Annotated in this window: 16 protein-coding genes and 1 tRNA gene; 7 read left to right on the top strand and 10 right to left on the bottom strand. The window is 56.0% G+C overall.

Annotated elements, in window-relative coordinates:
• The first annotated feature begins 2 nt into the window (after positions 1 to 2).
• Positions 3 to 821 (top strand): hypothetical protein, encoded by an 819-nt coding sequence (locus tag PFY00_RS08385; RefSeq protein ID WP_271432081.1) that lies wholly within the window; start codon positions 3 to 5, stop codon positions 819 to 821.
• A gap of 18 nt (positions 822 to 839) precedes the next feature.
• Here PFY00_RS08385 and PFY00_RS08380 read toward each other — a convergent pair whose 3' ends face one another.
• Positions 840 to 1,679 carry a heme-dependent oxidative N-demethylase family protein gene (locus PFY00_RS08380; RefSeq protein ID WP_333908202.1) on the bottom strand — a complete coding sequence of 280 codons (840 nt, stop codon included), beginning with the start codon at positions 1,677 to 1,679 and terminating at the stop codon, positions 840 to 842.
• Between the two features lie 51 nt (positions 1,680 to 1,730).
• Between PFY00_RS08380 and dddP the strand changes: the two genes are divergently transcribed.
• Entirely contained in the window at positions 1,731 to 3,074 is a 1,344-nt protein-coding gene (gene dddP, locus PFY00_RS08375; RefSeq protein WP_271432080.1) for a dimethylsulfonioproprionate lyase DddP, read from the top strand.
• 101 nt (positions 3,075 to 3,175) lie between these two features.
• Here the strand turns inward: dddP and PFY00_RS08370 are convergent, their stop codons facing one another.
• Entirely contained in the window at positions 3,176 to 3,688 is a 513-nt protein-coding gene (locus tag PFY00_RS08370) for a Hint domain-containing protein (protein WP_271432079.1), read from the bottom strand.
• Positions 3,689 to 3,877: 189 nt separating this feature from the next.
• Between PFY00_RS08370 and PFY00_RS08365 the strand changes: the two genes are divergently transcribed.
• Positions 3,878 to 3,962, top strand: a tRNA-Leu gene (locus PFY00_RS08365).
• A 49-nt stretch (positions 3,963 to 4,011) separates the two neighbouring features.
• On the opposite strand, the gene PFY00_RS08360 is transcribed toward PFY00_RS08365, so the two are convergent.
• Together PFY00_RS08360 and PFY00_RS08355 are read right to left on the bottom strand one after the other, a co-directional pair.
• Positions 4,012 to 5,865 carry a hybrid sensor histidine kinase/response regulator gene (locus PFY00_RS08360; RefSeq protein WP_271432078.1) on the bottom strand — a complete coding sequence of 618 codons (1,854 nt, stop codon included), beginning with the start codon at positions 5,863 to 5,865 and terminating at the stop codon, positions 4,012 to 4,014.
• A gap of 11 nt (positions 5,866 to 5,876) precedes the next feature.
• On the bottom strand, positions 5,877 to 6,686 hold the full coding sequence (locus tag PFY00_RS08355) for a phosphate/phosphite/phosphonate ABC transporter substrate-binding protein (RefSeq protein WP_271432077.1): 810 nt from the start codon (positions 6,684 to 6,686) through the stop codon (positions 5,877 to 5,879).
• A 433-nt stretch (positions 6,687 to 7,119) separates the two neighbouring features.
• Here PFY00_RS08355 and PFY00_RS08350 point away from each other — a divergent pair, with 433 nt between their 5' ends.
• Entirely contained in the window at positions 7,120 to 7,299 is a 180-nt protein-coding gene (locus PFY00_RS08350) for a hypothetical protein (protein WP_271432076.1), read from the top strand.
• A 78-nt stretch (positions 7,300 to 7,377) separates the two neighbouring features.
• On the opposite strand, the gene PFY00_RS08345 is transcribed toward PFY00_RS08350, so the two are convergent.
• Positions 7,378 to 7,995 carry a response regulator transcription factor gene (locus PFY00_RS08345; RefSeq protein ID WP_271432075.1) on the bottom strand — a complete coding sequence of 206 codons (618 nt, stop codon included), beginning with the start codon at positions 7,993 to 7,995 and terminating at the stop codon, positions 7,378 to 7,380.
• A gap of 182 nt (positions 7,996 to 8,177) precedes the next feature.
• Between PFY00_RS08345 and PFY00_RS08340 the strand changes: the two genes are divergently transcribed.
• The gene (locus tag PFY00_RS08340) at positions 8,178 to 8,525 is read left to right on the top strand and encodes an Hpt domain-containing protein (protein ID WP_271432074.1); all 348 of its coding nucleotides are present in this window, start codon (positions 8,178 to 8,180) and stop codon (positions 8,523 to 8,525) included.
• A 159-nt stretch (positions 8,526 to 8,684) separates the two neighbouring features.
• Positions 8,685 to 10,016, top strand: coding sequence for a trigger factor (gene tig, locus PFY00_RS08335; protein ID WP_271432223.1), 1,332 nt, complete (start codon positions 8,685 to 8,687; stop codon positions 10,014 to 10,016).
• 168 nt (positions 10,017 to 10,184) lie between these two features.
• On the opposite strand, the gene PFY00_RS08330 is transcribed toward tig, so the two are convergent.
• From PFY00_RS08330 to PFY00_RS08310, 5 genes are all read right to left on the bottom strand, one after another.
• Positions 10,185 to 10,529, bottom strand: a complete 345-nt coding sequence (locus tag PFY00_RS08330; RefSeq protein ID WP_271432073.1) for a helix-turn-helix domain-containing protein — start codon at positions 10,527 to 10,529, stop codon at positions 10,185 to 10,187.
• Positions 10,530 to 10,708: 179 nt separating this feature from the next.
• Entirely contained in the window at positions 10,709 to 11,338 is a 630-nt protein-coding gene (rplI, locus tag PFY00_RS08325) for a 50S ribosomal protein L9 (RefSeq protein WP_271432072.1), read from the bottom strand.
• Positions 11,339 to 11,350: 12 nt separating this feature from the next.
• Complete coding sequence (rpsR, locus tag PFY00_RS08320; protein WP_008328567.1) at positions 11,351 to 11,578, bottom strand: 30S ribosomal protein S18; 228 nt, start codon at positions 11,576 to 11,578, stop codon at positions 11,351 to 11,353.
• A gap of 25 nt (positions 11,579 to 11,603) precedes the next feature.
• Positions 11,604 to 11,960 (bottom strand): 30S ribosomal protein S6, encoded by a 357-nt coding sequence (gene rpsF, locus PFY00_RS08315; protein WP_271432071.1) that lies wholly within the window; start codon positions 11,958 to 11,960, stop codon positions 11,604 to 11,606.
• A 78-nt stretch (positions 11,961 to 12,038) separates the two neighbouring features.
• Complete coding sequence (locus PFY00_RS08310) at positions 12,039 to 12,407, bottom strand: hypothetical protein (RefSeq protein ID WP_271432070.1); 369 nt, start codon at positions 12,405 to 12,407, stop codon at positions 12,039 to 12,041.
• Between the two features lie 208 nt (positions 12,408 to 12,615).
• Here PFY00_RS08310 and fabD point away from each other — a divergent pair, with 208 nt between their 5' ends.
• A complete protein-coding gene (gene fabD, locus PFY00_RS08305; protein ID WP_271432069.1) occupies positions 12,616 to 13,560 on the top strand; it encodes an ACP S-malonyltransferase in 945 nt (314 codons plus the stop codon).
• Positions 13,561 to 13,618: the final 58 nt, after the last annotated feature.

Genomic DNA, 13,618 nt, shown 5'->3' with positions numbered 1-13,618 from the left:
AAATGACCGTTGATCAAATACCATATGCCGGTTTGGTGCTTCCGGATATGACGGATCTGGAACTGAATGACTATCTGGTAAGCGCGGCACGGTGTCTGGCAGAGCTGGAGCCTTGGTCGGAACGCCCCCCACGTATCAGCGAACGCAAATCAGCAGTCTTTGGCGACAACTACGGCATCAAGATGCGAGCCGAAGAAGACGGTATTTATGGTCCGCGTATTGTGATGACAGCGATCGCGCGTAACCCGGATGAAGACAGCGAGGAAATTCTGGCCAAGCTGCTTTCCGATACAGTTCTGGCCGTTCTGGAGCATTCATCCTGTGACATCATCGAATGGTATTCACCGGACGTTTTGATCGGGCGCGAAGATTTCATTCGTCTGCGTAGCTACGTGTCTCCGCTGCGAAACAATCAATTGCAGCCTGACGCACAGTACATTTCCCAGGATGATGAACTGAGTGAAGTCGAAGCCGCGGAATACGAAGAACAGCAACTGTTGCGCGAAGAAATTGGCATACCAATCGAACCGGAATCGGAAAAGCCGAGAGTTGCAGACGCGCCATCCCTCGCCGTGACGATCATGCGCGAACGTTTGGCAGAAAACTCGCCCGAAGAGATCCGCATGGGTGCGGCAAGCTGGGCAATGACGGGTGTGGTTGCTTTGTTCAACTTACCGGTCGCGGCGGCACTGGCGGTGTTCGGCGCAGCACGCGGGATGGATTTCCGACTCGCAACACAAAGTCTGTCAGTGACCATGTTGTTCGTGGCGCTGTATAACTCAAACGATCTAGGACGTCTGTTCCACAGCTTCCTGCACTAAGCGCCGTTCCACAGAGCGTCAGGATTCACCGAATTGCGCATCATAGGATGCCCGGGTCACCTGATACGTGTGGATCGAGAAGACCGCTGCGCCAGTGTCCGGCAGGCGCAGTATGCACTGGCGCTCGCTTCGGAAATAACCGCCTTCGTGTGCTGGTGGGGCTTCGCGAGGGGCGAGCGCAGATCGCGGCTGGTAAAGCGTGGGGTCGTCGTACCACAGCGCGTTGAACCGCCACAGCGGTTTTCCTGCGCGCACCCCGTCGAACAGTCTCTGAACGCGCCGGGCCAGCAAACCGTCATACACATCCACCGGGCCATGCACGGCAAACAGGCCTTTGCCCGCCTTTTCCGACAGCGTCCAACTGGCCGGGAAGCACAAAACCGCGCCCATCAGCGCATGCTCGTTGCCCTGTTTGATCATCAGGCAAAAGTCTTCCTGAAAGATCTGCCCAAGGGTCCCCAAAGGATCATCCAATGACAGGGCCACCACGCGCCCATCCGGGCATGTGACCTGATCGTCCGTCACGGCAAAGCCGTCAGGGCAATGTTTCAGCGCCATCAACAACAGCTCTTCTGCGGCTTGCTGTGCGCTGGGGTCCATCCAAAGCACACTGTCACGCTGAGACCGCAGCAGGCGCAGCCGTTCCGCCATCTGCGCGGCATAGGCATCATCTACGTGCAGCCATTCCTCTGGCTTGAGTGGCGCAACGCCGGGCAGGGCAGGGCGGCGGGTTGCGTCATAGGGAAGGTTCGACTGGCAAATCATATCGCAATGATTGCGGGTATTCGCAGCCCTGCGCAATGACGTGAACGGGAAAAAACGATCCGAAAACGTCAATCGCAGGTCGCGATTTGTCATGCAGCCCATGTTCAATCGCCGCAGCCTGAATGCACAATAATGAGGCGCATCATGAACACGCACTATCGTGACACCCGCAAGATTGACCCGACCCGTGGCGCGACCCTTGGGGACAACACACCAAACGATGCCGACCGGGTCGAGATCGGCCCGACGCAACTGGCCTATGGTGAATGGGCCGCAGCGGGGCTTGAACTGCCTGATCTTCAGGTAATGCGCCGCTACCGGTGGCAACGGCTTGTCGATCATATCGTCGCGCGGGACTATGCGGGGCTTTTGGTCTTTGATCCGCTCAACATTCGCTACGCCACTGACAGCACCAACATGCAGCTGTGGAACACGCACAATCCATTTCGGGCGGTTCTGGTTTGCGCCGATGGCTATATGGTGATCTGGGACTACAAGAACTCGCCTTTCCTGAGCAGTTTCAATCCCTTGGTACGCGAAGCGCGTTCAGGTGCGGACCTGTTCTACTTTGATCGCGGGGACAAGGTTGATGTTGCTGCCGACGCCTTTTCAAACGAAGTGCGGGTGCTGCTGGAAGAACACGCACCGGGCAACAAGCGTTTGGCCGTGGACAAGATCATGCTGCATGGGCTGCGCGCCCTTGAGGCGCAGGGCTTCGAGATCATGGAAGGCGAAGAACTGACGGAAAAGGCGCGAAGCGTCAAAGGACCGGACGAGATCAAGGCCATGCGTTGCGCGTCACATGCCTGCGAGACGGCATGCTACGCCATGGAAGACTATGCCCGCACCAAGGTGCCCGGTGGCGGCATATCCGAGGACGACATCTGGGCTGTGTTGCACGCAGAAAATATTCGCAGGGGTGGTGAATGGATCGAAACCCGGTTGCTGACCTCGGGGCCACGGACAAATCCGTGGTTTCAGGAGTGTGGCGGCCGGATCGTTCAGAACAACGAGATTGTGGCTTTTGATACCGATCTGGTTTCAAGCTACGGAATTTGCATCGACATTTCGCGGACATGGTGGATCGGCGATCAACCGCCGCGTCCCGATATGGTCGACACCATGAAGCACGCGCATGAACACATCATGACGAATATGGAGATGCTCAAACCCGGTGTGAACATTCAGGACTTGTCACGCAACACACATGTGCTCCGGCCTGAATTCCAAAAGGGCAAATACGGCTGCCTGATGCATGGGGTTGGATTGTGCGATGAGTGGCCGCTTGTGGCCTATCCGGACAAGATGGTCGAAGGCGCCTTCGACTACGAGTTAGAGCCCGGTATGACATTGTGCGTCGAAGTGCTTGCGAGCCCAGAGGGTGGCGACTTCTCGATCAAGCTGGAAGATCAGGTGCTGATTACCGAGGACGGTTACGAAAACCTGACCAAGTATCCCTTTGACCCAAGATTGATGGGGATCGCCTGATAGGTCTCTGAGCTTGGTTTAAGCGCTGCTAGAAAATGAACAGGGCGGGGAAAACCCCGCCCTACAGAACCTGTCCATTTGCCTCAGCGACTGTTTGTTTTTTATGCTGCGATCGCGTCCTGTGTGTCCGAGGATGCTGTTTCAGCGGTTGCCGATGCGACCTCCAGGCCGTCGGCATAAAGAATATGCGGCGTGTCAAAGATCAGTTCGATCATGTCGATTTCGCGCGTTCCAAGATCGCGAACAAATTCGCCATCCACGAGCCGCGATGCAGATACCAGCGCCTGAGAGGCACCGAACAAAGCTTCGGCGCGCCAGTCGCGGACCAGAATTTCCTGATTTGCGGGCAGAACGGCATCGCGGTCTGGGCGGTTGTTACCCAGCGAGCCTGCCTTGATTGCGATCGCCTTTGAACGCTGCGTGGTGCGGCGTACCTTGCGCACAACGGCCATGCCGCTGTCGCGGGTGATTACACGATCACCTTCGTTGATGAATTCGACGGGGAGTGCGCCATCAAGCGTCAGAACAACTGTTCCGGCTGCAAGAGCATTTTGGGCGGTCGTTTCGTTGACACGACGCGCACCATCGGCGCGGGAAATCTGCTGGAATTCCATTGCAGGTTCTTCCTTTTGTATGTTCTGCCTCAGTTTTTTTGCATCACAATATGGCAAAAAAAGGTGAATGTCGCGCCCATAATGAGGAAAACCCTGACACTGTTGCACCATAATTTTCCTCTCGCACTGTCCGAAAAGCTTTGATAATCAGCCTCCTGTCCGGACTGATTTGCGAATGTCCGGAGACGTGCGGGTGTGGCGAAATTGGTAGACGCACCAGATTTAGGTTCTGGCGCCGCAAGGCGTGGGGGTTCAAGTCCCTCCACCCGCACCACTGATTTCCGGTCTTTGACAGCGATCGTTGGCGTTGCGCCGACTGCCCGTCAGGATGCTTTTACGTTTTGATGATCGGAAAAGCGGGTCAGGGCGGCGTGCAGTTTTTTGATCGACAGTGGTTTGGTCATCATATCGTTCATTCCCACGTCGAGGCAGTTTTCCTTCACGCCAGGCATGATGTTCGCAGTGAACCCGATGATATACGCGGGCGTGTTGCGTAGCGTCTGTTCCTGCTTGCGGATCAGTTCTGTTGCCTCCAACCCGTCCAGATTTGGCATGTGACAATCCATCAAAATGACATCGTATTTGTCTGCGGTGGCTCTGCGGACCGCCTGATGACCGTCCTCCACCAAGGTGACGTCTGTCAGGCCGTGCTTTTCCAGCAGTTTTTCGGCGTGCAGCCGGTTGATGGGTTCATCGTCAACCACAAGGATCTTGAGCTGCTTGAACGCCTCTTCCAACTGCGTTGGCGCGGCACGGTCCTTGCGGGTCTTGGTTGGCTTTGCCTGCAGTTTGACTGGTAGCCAGACGGACATAGTTGTGCCGCCCTGTGCGCCGCTCTTGGCGGATATTTCACCGTCCAGAAACGTGACCAAACTTTGACAGATGGTCAGCCCCAAGCCCGAGCCTCCGTACCGTCTCGTGGTGCTTGAATCGCCTTGATTGAACTTTTCAAAGATGGTCTCGAGGTGATCGTCAGAAATGCCGATGCCTGTATCGGTGACAGAAACGATTAACCCGGTTCGCCCGTCTCGGCTCTCAAGTGCGGTGCTGATGGTCACACCGCCTGTTTCTGTAAATTTGATGGCGTTGTTCACCAGATTTGTCAGGACCTGCGCCAGCTTTTCCTTGTCGGTGGTAACGGTTTCCACATCGACCGTGCTGTCGTGTTTGAGATAAATGCCCTTTGCCTTGGCCGTCTGCTTGAACAGGCCCGTGATCTCATGCACCAGCCCCGAAACGCTGAAGCTTTCGCCGAAATACCGCATTTCACCAGTTTCGATCCGGGTCAGGTCAAGGATCTGGTTGAGGTGATGCAGCAATCGTTCACCCGCGCCATGCACAGAGCTCAGCAGTTCCTTCGTTCTCGGGTCGTGGTTTTCTGAAACCAGCACTTCCGTGATGCCCAACACGCCGGACAAGGGTGTGCGCAACTCGTGACTCATGTTGGCCAGAAAATCGGTCTTGGCCTTGTTTGCCTTCTCGGCCTCGTCCCTTGCGGTCTTGAGTTGCTCTGCCGAAGCCCTCAGCTCCCAACGGGCACGTTCAAAACTGTCTGCCAGTGTCTCGAGCTCATACGAATGCATTTTGGGCCGGGCCACTTCGCTGTCGTCGATCCCCAGGGCCGTCGCATCCATCATCGAGGTCAGGCGCTGGATCGGCGTCAACAATTCCCGTTCCGCCAGAAAGTACGTGATGAACGTGACAAAGAGCATGACGCCAAAGATCAGCAAGAGCTGATTTGTCGCTTCCTGAATAATCGGGTCAGCGATCACGTTCAGGTCTAGAGCCAGTTGAATGGTGCCCAGTCGAGCATTCTTGCCTCCGATCTGATAGGTCTGGATCTCGATGCGCTTGCCGGATGGCATTTCTGCTGGTTCGAACAGCGGATAGAGGGAGCGGCCAAGATCGTCCGTCAGGACGATTTCCTGAATGATCGGCAGACGTTCCCTGATCAGATCAAGCTGGTCATAGACATTCGCCAGCTCGCCGCCGACCAGCATTGGAACTAGTCCTTCGACCGTGACTTCGATGACCGGCTCGACCGTGGCCATAGCCTGCGCAACCGAATTCTCGATTTTTCGGGGCACAAATACAAACGCCGTGGCGCCCAAGATCAGGCAGAACAGCGTGAACAAAAAGATCAGAGTTCTGCAGCGAAGGCTCGTGAGGCCGATCATTCAGACATCCATTATTCGCGGAACTTTTCGAGGCCCATGTCGCGCAAGGCAGCGTATTCATCAATGTTCGTTTCAATCGGCTGTTTGAGCGGGATACGCTCAAGCAGTTCTGGGTTCTCTGCGCCGATCTTCAAAATCTCTGCCGTAATCTTGGCCACATGGTCTGATCCGACCCTTGGGTGTATCGCGATTGGGTGCGCCGGAACCTGCTGTGTTCTGTATATGACCCGCAGACCTTCTGACAGGGCAGGGTCCTGCGTGCTGAGCGACCGTTGAACGCCGCCTCCAGCTGCGACCAGCTGTTTGTAGACGTTGAGGTACACAGAGGTATGCGTGCCGACGTAGCGAGTGGTGTAAGAGATCCCAACACTCTCTGTCAGTTCCGCACGCATCAACAGCGAAGCGCCAAGCGCGTTGGGTGAAGGGAAGGCCAGCTCCTGACCATCGAGATCCTTCACGTCCTGAAACTCTGAGTCCGCGGCCACGACAAGAATGCCCTGCAACTTACGGGCACCGGAACGGATGATAGGAAGATAATTCTGTTCATCATGCGCCATGACAGCATGAAACGGGTTCATGTACACGATGTCGAAGCTTCCGGATTGGAATTCGTCTTCGAATTCCGGAATGCTGCGAGAGGCACGGAGCCGGACGGTGCAACCCGTCGCTGTTTCCAGTCGTTCGATGACCGGGGTCCACGCAGCCAGAATACGGCGGTGTTCGAATTGAGGAACGACTCCCAAGCTCAGCTCGCACGAAAGCGCGGCGCTTCCGAGCAAAGAGATCGCCACGGCAGCACCGATAACTACGCGTCGAAACATGACCTGTCCTTTCAAACCTCGGGATTCGCCACTTTTCACATGATCGCAGCGATGCCCCAACACCCAATTACCTTGAGGTAGTAAACGCACCTATTCACTGCGTAAACGCGGGCTATCCTGAAAAGCCAAATACCTATCCATTTGTGTAGTGGAGCCGGTATTCGCATCTCGATAGCTCTGAAAAAAAAGACAAAATATCGAGGCAGATTTGATGATCAGACAACCAGAGCTGTTGGATTGGGCCGTCTTTATGGATTCGGTTGCCATGTTCGGCCACAGAGCCGTCCGCCGCGAAAGCTGCGCGGCATTCCGATTAATCCAGAAAGACCTGAACAGCATGAGAACGGCGAATTGTGCGCCCTCATTCACAGTGTGGGCCACCAAGCTGCACCGGGGTATCGGACCGTGTGGCGTCTTTGGCGCCAAGGCACTTATGACCAATCTCCAACATCTTGAGTTCATGCTCAGGGCTGGTCAAACGGACGGCTTGGCGCGCAAGGCTGAAACGGTTTCCAACCTTGCGCAGTTGACCACACTCGAAGTCAAATGGCGCATTGGGTTCTTTGGCGTAAGGGCGGACAGTGTGCCGCGTTCGTTGAAACAGGCGGCCTGACTTTCAGTTCAGTTTAAACGCCGAAATAAAAAACTGCCGGTCGAGCCGGCAGTTTTCTGGTATTTTTGAACTGCGTTCTTAGACGCTGGCTTCCATCAACAGAGCGCTGGCTTGCATTCTGCTTTTGACGCCCAGCTTCTTGTAGATTGACCGCAGTTGCTCCGAGACCCGTGACACCGTTACGCCCATCCGGTTGGAAATCTCTGCGTTGCTCATGCCCTGAGCGACCATCACGAGGGTCTCGCATTGTTCGGCGGACAGACGTCCAGCCAGCGTTGGCGGAATGTCACTGAGGTTTTCCATTTTAATTTCGTCTGGGATCTGGTCGGGGTTATCCAAGAGCATTTCAGTCAATTCCACGATCCGGCGGGCCGGTGTATTCTTGCGGATAAAGCAGCAGGCCCCCACAGACTGCGCCACCACAACATCATGGTATGAGGTCGATCCAGACAGGACGGCGACTGGGTTCTGGCGATTTGCCATCGCAATTTGGGCCAGCCAGTCAAAACCATGTGCGTCAGGCATGTGCAGATCAGCCAGAATCAAGTCAAAAGGACCTTTGGCTCGCATCGAATCCAAAGCCTCATCGACGCTCGAAACCGCCAGGATATCCACGTCGTCAATCGACGCGAGGTATCGTCGCAAGCCATCAAGAACCATGTGATGGTCGTCTATTAGCATTAGAGATCGTGGCATATCAGGGGCCTTCATATATACGCTTCCGCCGATGTATTGGCACAAAGGATACGGCTATGAGAACCCGAAACGGGCGGAACAATTCGCATGCCCCAAGCGCTAAAACCAAGGGGTATCGGGGCTATGCTTTTGGGTAGTTTACATTAGCACTAACAATGCTTTGTTAGGGTTGGGAGAATGCTATGACCGACGAACAGACAGTTTTGGACCTCGACACTTTCGAAATGGCAGAGGACCTTTTTGGTCGCGATGAATTGCTTTCGCAGTGTCGTGAGCATTTCTCGGGGCTACGGGCAACCTTGGACAAATTGCATAACAGTAGCGATCCATCAGCAATGGTTGAACAAATTCACCGGACGCAGGGGCCCAGCAGCATATTTGGCGCTGAGCAGACTTTTGATGTGGTTGCAGAACTTGAAGTCCAGTTGCGCCAGCAAAGCAGTGTCAGCGCGTCGGACATGGCCCGCGTCACGAATGTCGTCGATCGGACTTTGCAGGAAATCGAACAGCGGCTCAGCGAAAACGCCTGACGCGACCTTCGGGAATCATACCTGACATCAAAAACAATCCAGTTTTGACCGGATCGCCTGCGAATACTGCTTGCAGCTTGGCTATTGCACCCGTATCACGCCTTGGATTTTGACCGCCGCGGACGCCTCTGCGGCCCTAATGCAATGGATAAGGACGACATGCAGGTCACCGAAACACTGAACGAAGGTCTCAAGCGCGGCTACTCTATCACCGTCTCTGCGGCGGAGCTGGAAGCCAAGGTCAACGAAAAGCTGGCCGAAGCGCAGCCTGAAATTGAAATGAAGGGATTCCGCAAGGGCAAGGTGCCCATGCCGATCCTTAAAAAGCAGTTTGGCCAGCGCCTGCTGGGCGAGTCGATGCAGGAAGCCATCGACGGTGCCATGAACGAGCACTTTGAAAAGTCCGGGGATCGTCCGGCGCTCCAGCCCGAGGCCAAGATGACCAACGAGGATTGGAAAGAAGGTGACGACGTTCAGGTCGACATGTCCTACGAAGCGCTGCCAGAGATCCCGGAAGTGGATCTCAGCGGTCTGAAGATCGAAAAGATGGTTGTCAAAGCAGACGATGCATCCGTCGACGAAGCGCTGGCGTCGCTGGCCGAAACCGCGCAGGACTTCAAGGATCGCAAGAAAGGCTCCAAGGCCAAAGACGGCGATCAGGTTGTCATCGATTTCGTAGGCAAGGTTGACGGCGAAGCATTCGAAGGCGGCTCTGCCGAGGATTACCCGCTGGCTTTGGGCTCCAACTCTTTCATCCCAGGCTTCGAAGATCAGCTGGTTGGCGTGAAAGCGGGCGAGGAAAAGGCCGTTGAGGTCAAGTTCCCAGAAGAGTACGGCGCAGAAAACCTGGCCGGTAAGGACGCTGTATTTGACGTAACCGTCAAAGCCGTGAAAGAGCCGGTCGCAGCCGAGATCAACGATGAAATGGCGCAGAAGTTCGGCGCCGAAGATCTCGATGCGCTGAAAGGCCAGCTGCGCGAGCGTCTCGAGTCCGAGTACACTGGCGCCGCACGCGCGGTGATGAAGCGTACGGTTCTGGACAGCCTTGACGATCTTGTCAGCTTTGAACTGCCGCCAACTCTGGTTGACGCCGAAGCCAAGCAGATTGCCCATCAGCTGTGGCACGAGGAAAACCCAGAGGTGGAAGGACACGACCACCCCGAGGTTGAGCCAACCGAAGAGCACACCAAGCTGGCCGAACGCCGCGTTCGTCTGGGTCTGCTGCTGGCAGAACTGGGTCAGAAAGCTGAAATCGAAGTGACCGAAGCCGAGATGACGCAGGCCATCATGAACCAGGCGCGTCAGTACCCTGGCCAAGAGCGGGCGTTCTTCGATTTTGTTCGTCAGAACGCACAGATGCAGCAGCAGATGCGCGCTCCGATCTTCGAAGACAAGGTTATCGATCACATCGCCGAAGGCGCTCAGGTTACCGAAAAAGAGGTATCCAAGGACGAGCTGCAGAAGGCGGTCGAGGAACTGGACGAAGAATAATCGTCTGACCGTTCAGGTCGATCTAACAAACAAAGCCGCCCTGAAAGGGGCGGCTTTTTTCATGGCTTAGTCAAATAGGGTTGTGTCCAAGTGTTGAAGCGCCCTGTAAAAAAAACAGCTATAGGACGGCTGAAGCCGTTGAAAACAAAAGAATAGAAACCTGAGCGCTCAGTCGCTGACAGAACGTAAGAAAGACAAAACCGCGGTTTGCTGGGGTGCGGACAGAGCCGTGAACAAGTCGATCAATTCACGTTTCTTGCGCGGCGCAACTCCGGTATTTTCGAAGGGTTGCGGTGTTTCCGGGCTATCTTCGAAGAAGTAGGAAACCGGGACATTCATCGCCTGAGAGATTTGCCAAAGCCGTGAGGCAGCAACTCTGTTTTGTCCGTTTTCGTATTTTTGAACTTGTTGGAAGCGCACGTCGATGGCTGTAGCCAGTTCCGTTTGCGTCATTCCCAATGCCTGTCTGCGTGTCTTGATCCGTTTGCCGACCAGTTGATCCATCTCTTGCATGGTCTTTTTTACCTATTAACTTTTTGACGCCAACAAACGTTAATATCGCACGAATTTTTCGAACTAAGCAATGGGAATTGAAGGAAAAAAAATTCATTACCTTCGGTTGAGTGCTAGTCAAAAAAAACGCGCGACCGGTGTGGTCGCGCGTTTCTAGCACATATTGAAGAACTAAAAAATTAGTCTTCGTTTTCTTCTCCGGCCTCGGCGGGCGCCGCTTCCTGCTCGGCAGGGGCGTCGTCATCGTCGATGGCAGCAGAGCCGATATCGTCGAACAGTTCGGCAATCTCGAATTCCGCCTGCGCTTCTTCTTCTGCCGCAAGTTCCTGAATGGACTTGCCGGATGCCTGCAGCTCGGCTTCTTCAGGCGAACGAGCTACGTTCAGCGCGATGGTCACCATGACTTCGGGGTGCAGGTGCACCTCGACTTCGTGCAGGCCCAGTTCTTTGATGGGCGCGCGGATGATGACCTGCTTGCGGTCGAGAGAGAAACCTTCCTCGGTTGCAACTTCGGCGGCGTCACGCGTTGTGACCGAACCGTAGAGGTTGCCGCCATCGGATGCCTGACGAATCACGATGAACTGCTGGCCATCCAGCTTTTCACCCAGCGCTTCGGCTTCCTTGCGGGTTTCCAGGTTGCGCGCTTCAAGCTGAGCTTTCTGCGCTTCGAACTGGGCGATGTTCTCTTTGCTGGCTGTCAGCGCTTTGCCCTGCAGCAGCAGGAAGTTGCGCGCATAGCCCGCTTTGACGTCAACGACGTCGCCCATTTGGCCCAGCTTGGCCACACGTTCCAAAAGGATCACTTGCATTGCATTGGCTCCTTATTTCACGGCGTAGGGCAGCAGGGCGAGGAAACGAGCGCGTTTGATGGCACGGGCCAGTTCACGCTGCTTCTTTGCCGAGACGGCGGTGATACGAGAAGGCACAATCTTGCCGCGCTCAGAGATGTAGCGCTGAAGCAGCTTTGTGTCTTTGTAGTCGATCTTGGGTGCATTGTCGCCCGAGAAGGGGCAGACCTTGCGGCGGCGGAAAAACGGTTTTGCAGCCATGGTTTAACTCCTCTTCTTAAAGCGATTAGTTGCGGCGCTCGCGGCGATCGCCACGCTCGTCACGCTTTTGCATCTGAACCGATGGACCTTCTTCGTGGGCGTCGACCTTGATGGTCAGAACGCGCATGACATCGTCATGCAGGCGCATCAGACGCTCCATTTCCTGAACAGCTTCGGACGACGCATCGGTCTTCAGAAACGCGTAGTGACCCTTGCGGTTCTTGTTGATCTTGTAGGCCATGGTCTTCACGCCCCAGTACTCGGATTCAACCAGCTTACCGCCGTTGTCCGCAAGAACTGTGCTGAAGTGTTCGACAAGGCCTTCGGCCTGCGCGTTGGAAAGATCCTGACGCGCGATCATGACATGCTCATAAAGCGGCATGTGTGCTCCATTTCTATCAAGGCGCATTTCAAAGGGCGGGCTTTCCCTTTCGCTCCCACCCACGAGAGACTGCGCGGTTCAGATTAAATGCGCGAAAGGTAGCGGCTCTATACAGGCTTTGGCCGCAGGATCAAGGGTGCGGCCGCGTTTGAAGAGGTTTCGCATCATTTCCCAGATGCCGCCGTATTTGTGCCTGTTTGCCACGTGAGTTTGCGGGCAACAGATTTTAGTCGAGGCAAATACAATGCGCGGAACCAGCAGCATAGATTTCAGCAGGGCTGGAATCCCGGCCACAAGCCCCAAGTCCGGCGCCGGCGTGATTGTCCGCATTGTTTGCCTTTTGATGGGATTTGCCCTCGTGTCCGCAGCATTTGGCCTCTGGCTTGTGCCGGGAGTGGGCAATTCGGCTGATTTCGCTCTGATCAAAATGGGGGTTTCCCTGTTCATGCTGATCTGCGGAATGTGCTGTCTTGTATTCGGCAAGGGCGGCACTCTCTAGGCGGCGACCAGCCTGACAGCCTTATCACACAAATCGCCAGGGGCCCTCTGATTTCGCGATGAGTTGGCTGTCTGGCTGCGTGCACCGTTGCGCGATCCGATTGTGGGTTGTAGGGGTTCTGCCCAACGAAAGACCCAAGACGACGGAGCCATCGGCATGAAGCGTGCATTCATTTTTCCCGGGCAGGGCGCCCAGACCATCGGTATGGGGCGCGATCTCGCGCAGGCCTATCCTGCAGCGCAGGCTGTCTTTGACGAGGTGGATGAGGCGCTGGGTGAAAAACTGTCCGACTTGATCTGGGAGGGGGACATTGAAACCCTGACCCTGACACAAAACGCACAGCCTGCGCTCATGGCGACATCGATGGCCGCGATGCGTGCGCTGGAGGCCGAAGGTGTTGGGATCGCTCAGGCGGCCTATGTCGCAGGCCATTCGCTGGGCGAATACTCGGCCCTGACCGCCGCTGGCGCCTTCAGTGTCGGTGATGCGGCCCGTTTGCTGCGCGCCCGCGGCCTTGCAATGCAATCCGCTGTTCCGGTTGGTCAGGGCGCCATGGCGGCGATCCTCGGTCTGGACCTCGACGCGGTGCGATCCGTCGCGCAACAGGCGGCCGAAGGGGCTGTCTGCCAGGCTGCAAACGACAACGACCCCGCGCAGGTCGTGATCTCGGGGGACAAGGCCGCGGTCGAACGCGCCACGATTCTGGCCAAGGAAGCCGGCGCAAAGCGTGCGTTGCTGCTGCCTGTCAGCGCACCGTTCCACTGCGCCCTGATGGAACCTGCCGCAGAAGCCATGAAAACGGCGCTTGCCGACGTTGCAATTGCCGTGCCAGCCGCGCCGGTGGTCTCAAACGTGCGGGCCGAGGCCGTGAGCGATCCTGATGAGATTCGCGGACTGCTGGTCGATCAGATCTGTGGCGCGGTCCGCTGGCGCGAGTCGGTTACCTGGATGGCCGCACAGGGTGTCACGGAATTCTGGGAAATCGGCGCAGGCAAGGCGCTGTCCGGCATGGTGCGCCGCATCGCCAAGGAAACCGCGGTACGCAACATCGGCACCGCCGGTGACGTTCAGGCCGCTCTGGATTCCATGAACGCCGGGTAATCCGCGACACCAAGAATTTTTGCCATGCCCCTGATTTGCAGGCGCAGGCACAATCAAA

The sequence above is a fragment of the Thalassococcus lentus genome, from assembly GCF_028023555.1.
Classification (GTDB): Bacteria; Pseudomonadota; Alphaproteobacteria; order Rhodobacterales; family Rhodobacteraceae; genus Thalassococcus_A; species Thalassococcus_A lentus.
Note: the sequence above shows the minus strand (reverse complement) of the source record. Positions and strands in the feature narration are given on the sequence as shown.

Coding starts and splice junctions, on each gene's coding strand:
- PFY00_RS08385 (WP_271432081.1), top strand. CDS start 3: ATGACCGTTGATCAAATACCATATGCCGGTTTGGTGCTTCCGGATATG.
- PFY00_RS08380 (WP_333908202.1), bottom strand. CDS start 1,679: ATGACAAATCGCGACCTGCGATTGACGTTTTCGGATCGTTTTTTCCCG.
- dddP (WP_271432080.1), top strand. CDS start 1,731: ATGAACACGCACTATCGTGACACCCGCAAGATTGACCCGACCCGTGGC.
- PFY00_RS08370 (WP_271432079.1), bottom strand. CDS start 3,688: ATGGAATTCCAGCAGATTTCCCGCGCCGATGGTGCGCGTCGTGTCAAC.
- PFY00_RS08360 (WP_271432078.1), bottom strand. CDS start 5,865: ATGATCGGCCTCACGAGCCTTCGCTGCAGAACTCTGATCTTTTTGTTC.
- PFY00_RS08355 (WP_271432077.1), bottom strand. CDS start 6,686: ATGTTTCGACGCGTAGTTATCGGTGCTGCCGTGGCGATCTCTTTGCTC.
- PFY00_RS08350 (WP_271432076.1), top strand. CDS start 7,120: ATGACCAATCTCCAACATCTTGAGTTCATGCTCAGGGCTGGTCAAACG.
- PFY00_RS08345 (WP_271432075.1), bottom strand. CDS start 7,995: ATGCCACGATCTCTAATGCTAATAGACGACCATCACATGGTTCTTGAT.
- PFY00_RS08340 (WP_271432074.1), top strand. CDS start 8,178: ATGACCGACGAACAGACAGTTTTGGACCTCGACACTTTCGAAATGGCA.
- tig (WP_271432223.1), top strand. CDS start 8,685: ATGCAGGTCACCGAAACACTGAACGAAGGTCTCAAGCGCGGCTACTCT.
- PFY00_RS08330 (WP_271432073.1), bottom strand. CDS start 10,529: ATGCAAGAGATGGATCAACTGGTCGGCAAACGGATCAAGACACGCAGA.
- rplI (WP_271432072.1), bottom strand. CDS start 11,338: ATGCAAGTGATCCTTTTGGAACGTGTGGCCAAGCTGGGCCAAATGGGC.
- rpsR (WP_008328567.1), bottom strand. CDS start 11,578: ATGGCTGCAAAACCGTTTTTCCGCCGCCGCAAGGTCTGCCCCTTCTCG.
- rpsF (WP_271432071.1), bottom strand. CDS start 11,960: ATGCCGCTTTATGAGCATGTCATGATCGCGCGTCAGGATCTTTCCAAC.
- PFY00_RS08310 (WP_271432070.1), bottom strand. CDS start 12,407: ATGAACAGGGAAACCCCCATTTTGATCAGAGCGAAATCAGCCGAATTG.
- fabD (WP_271432069.1), top strand. CDS start 12,616: ATGAAGCGTGCATTCATTTTTCCCGGGCAGGGCGCCCAGACCATCGGT.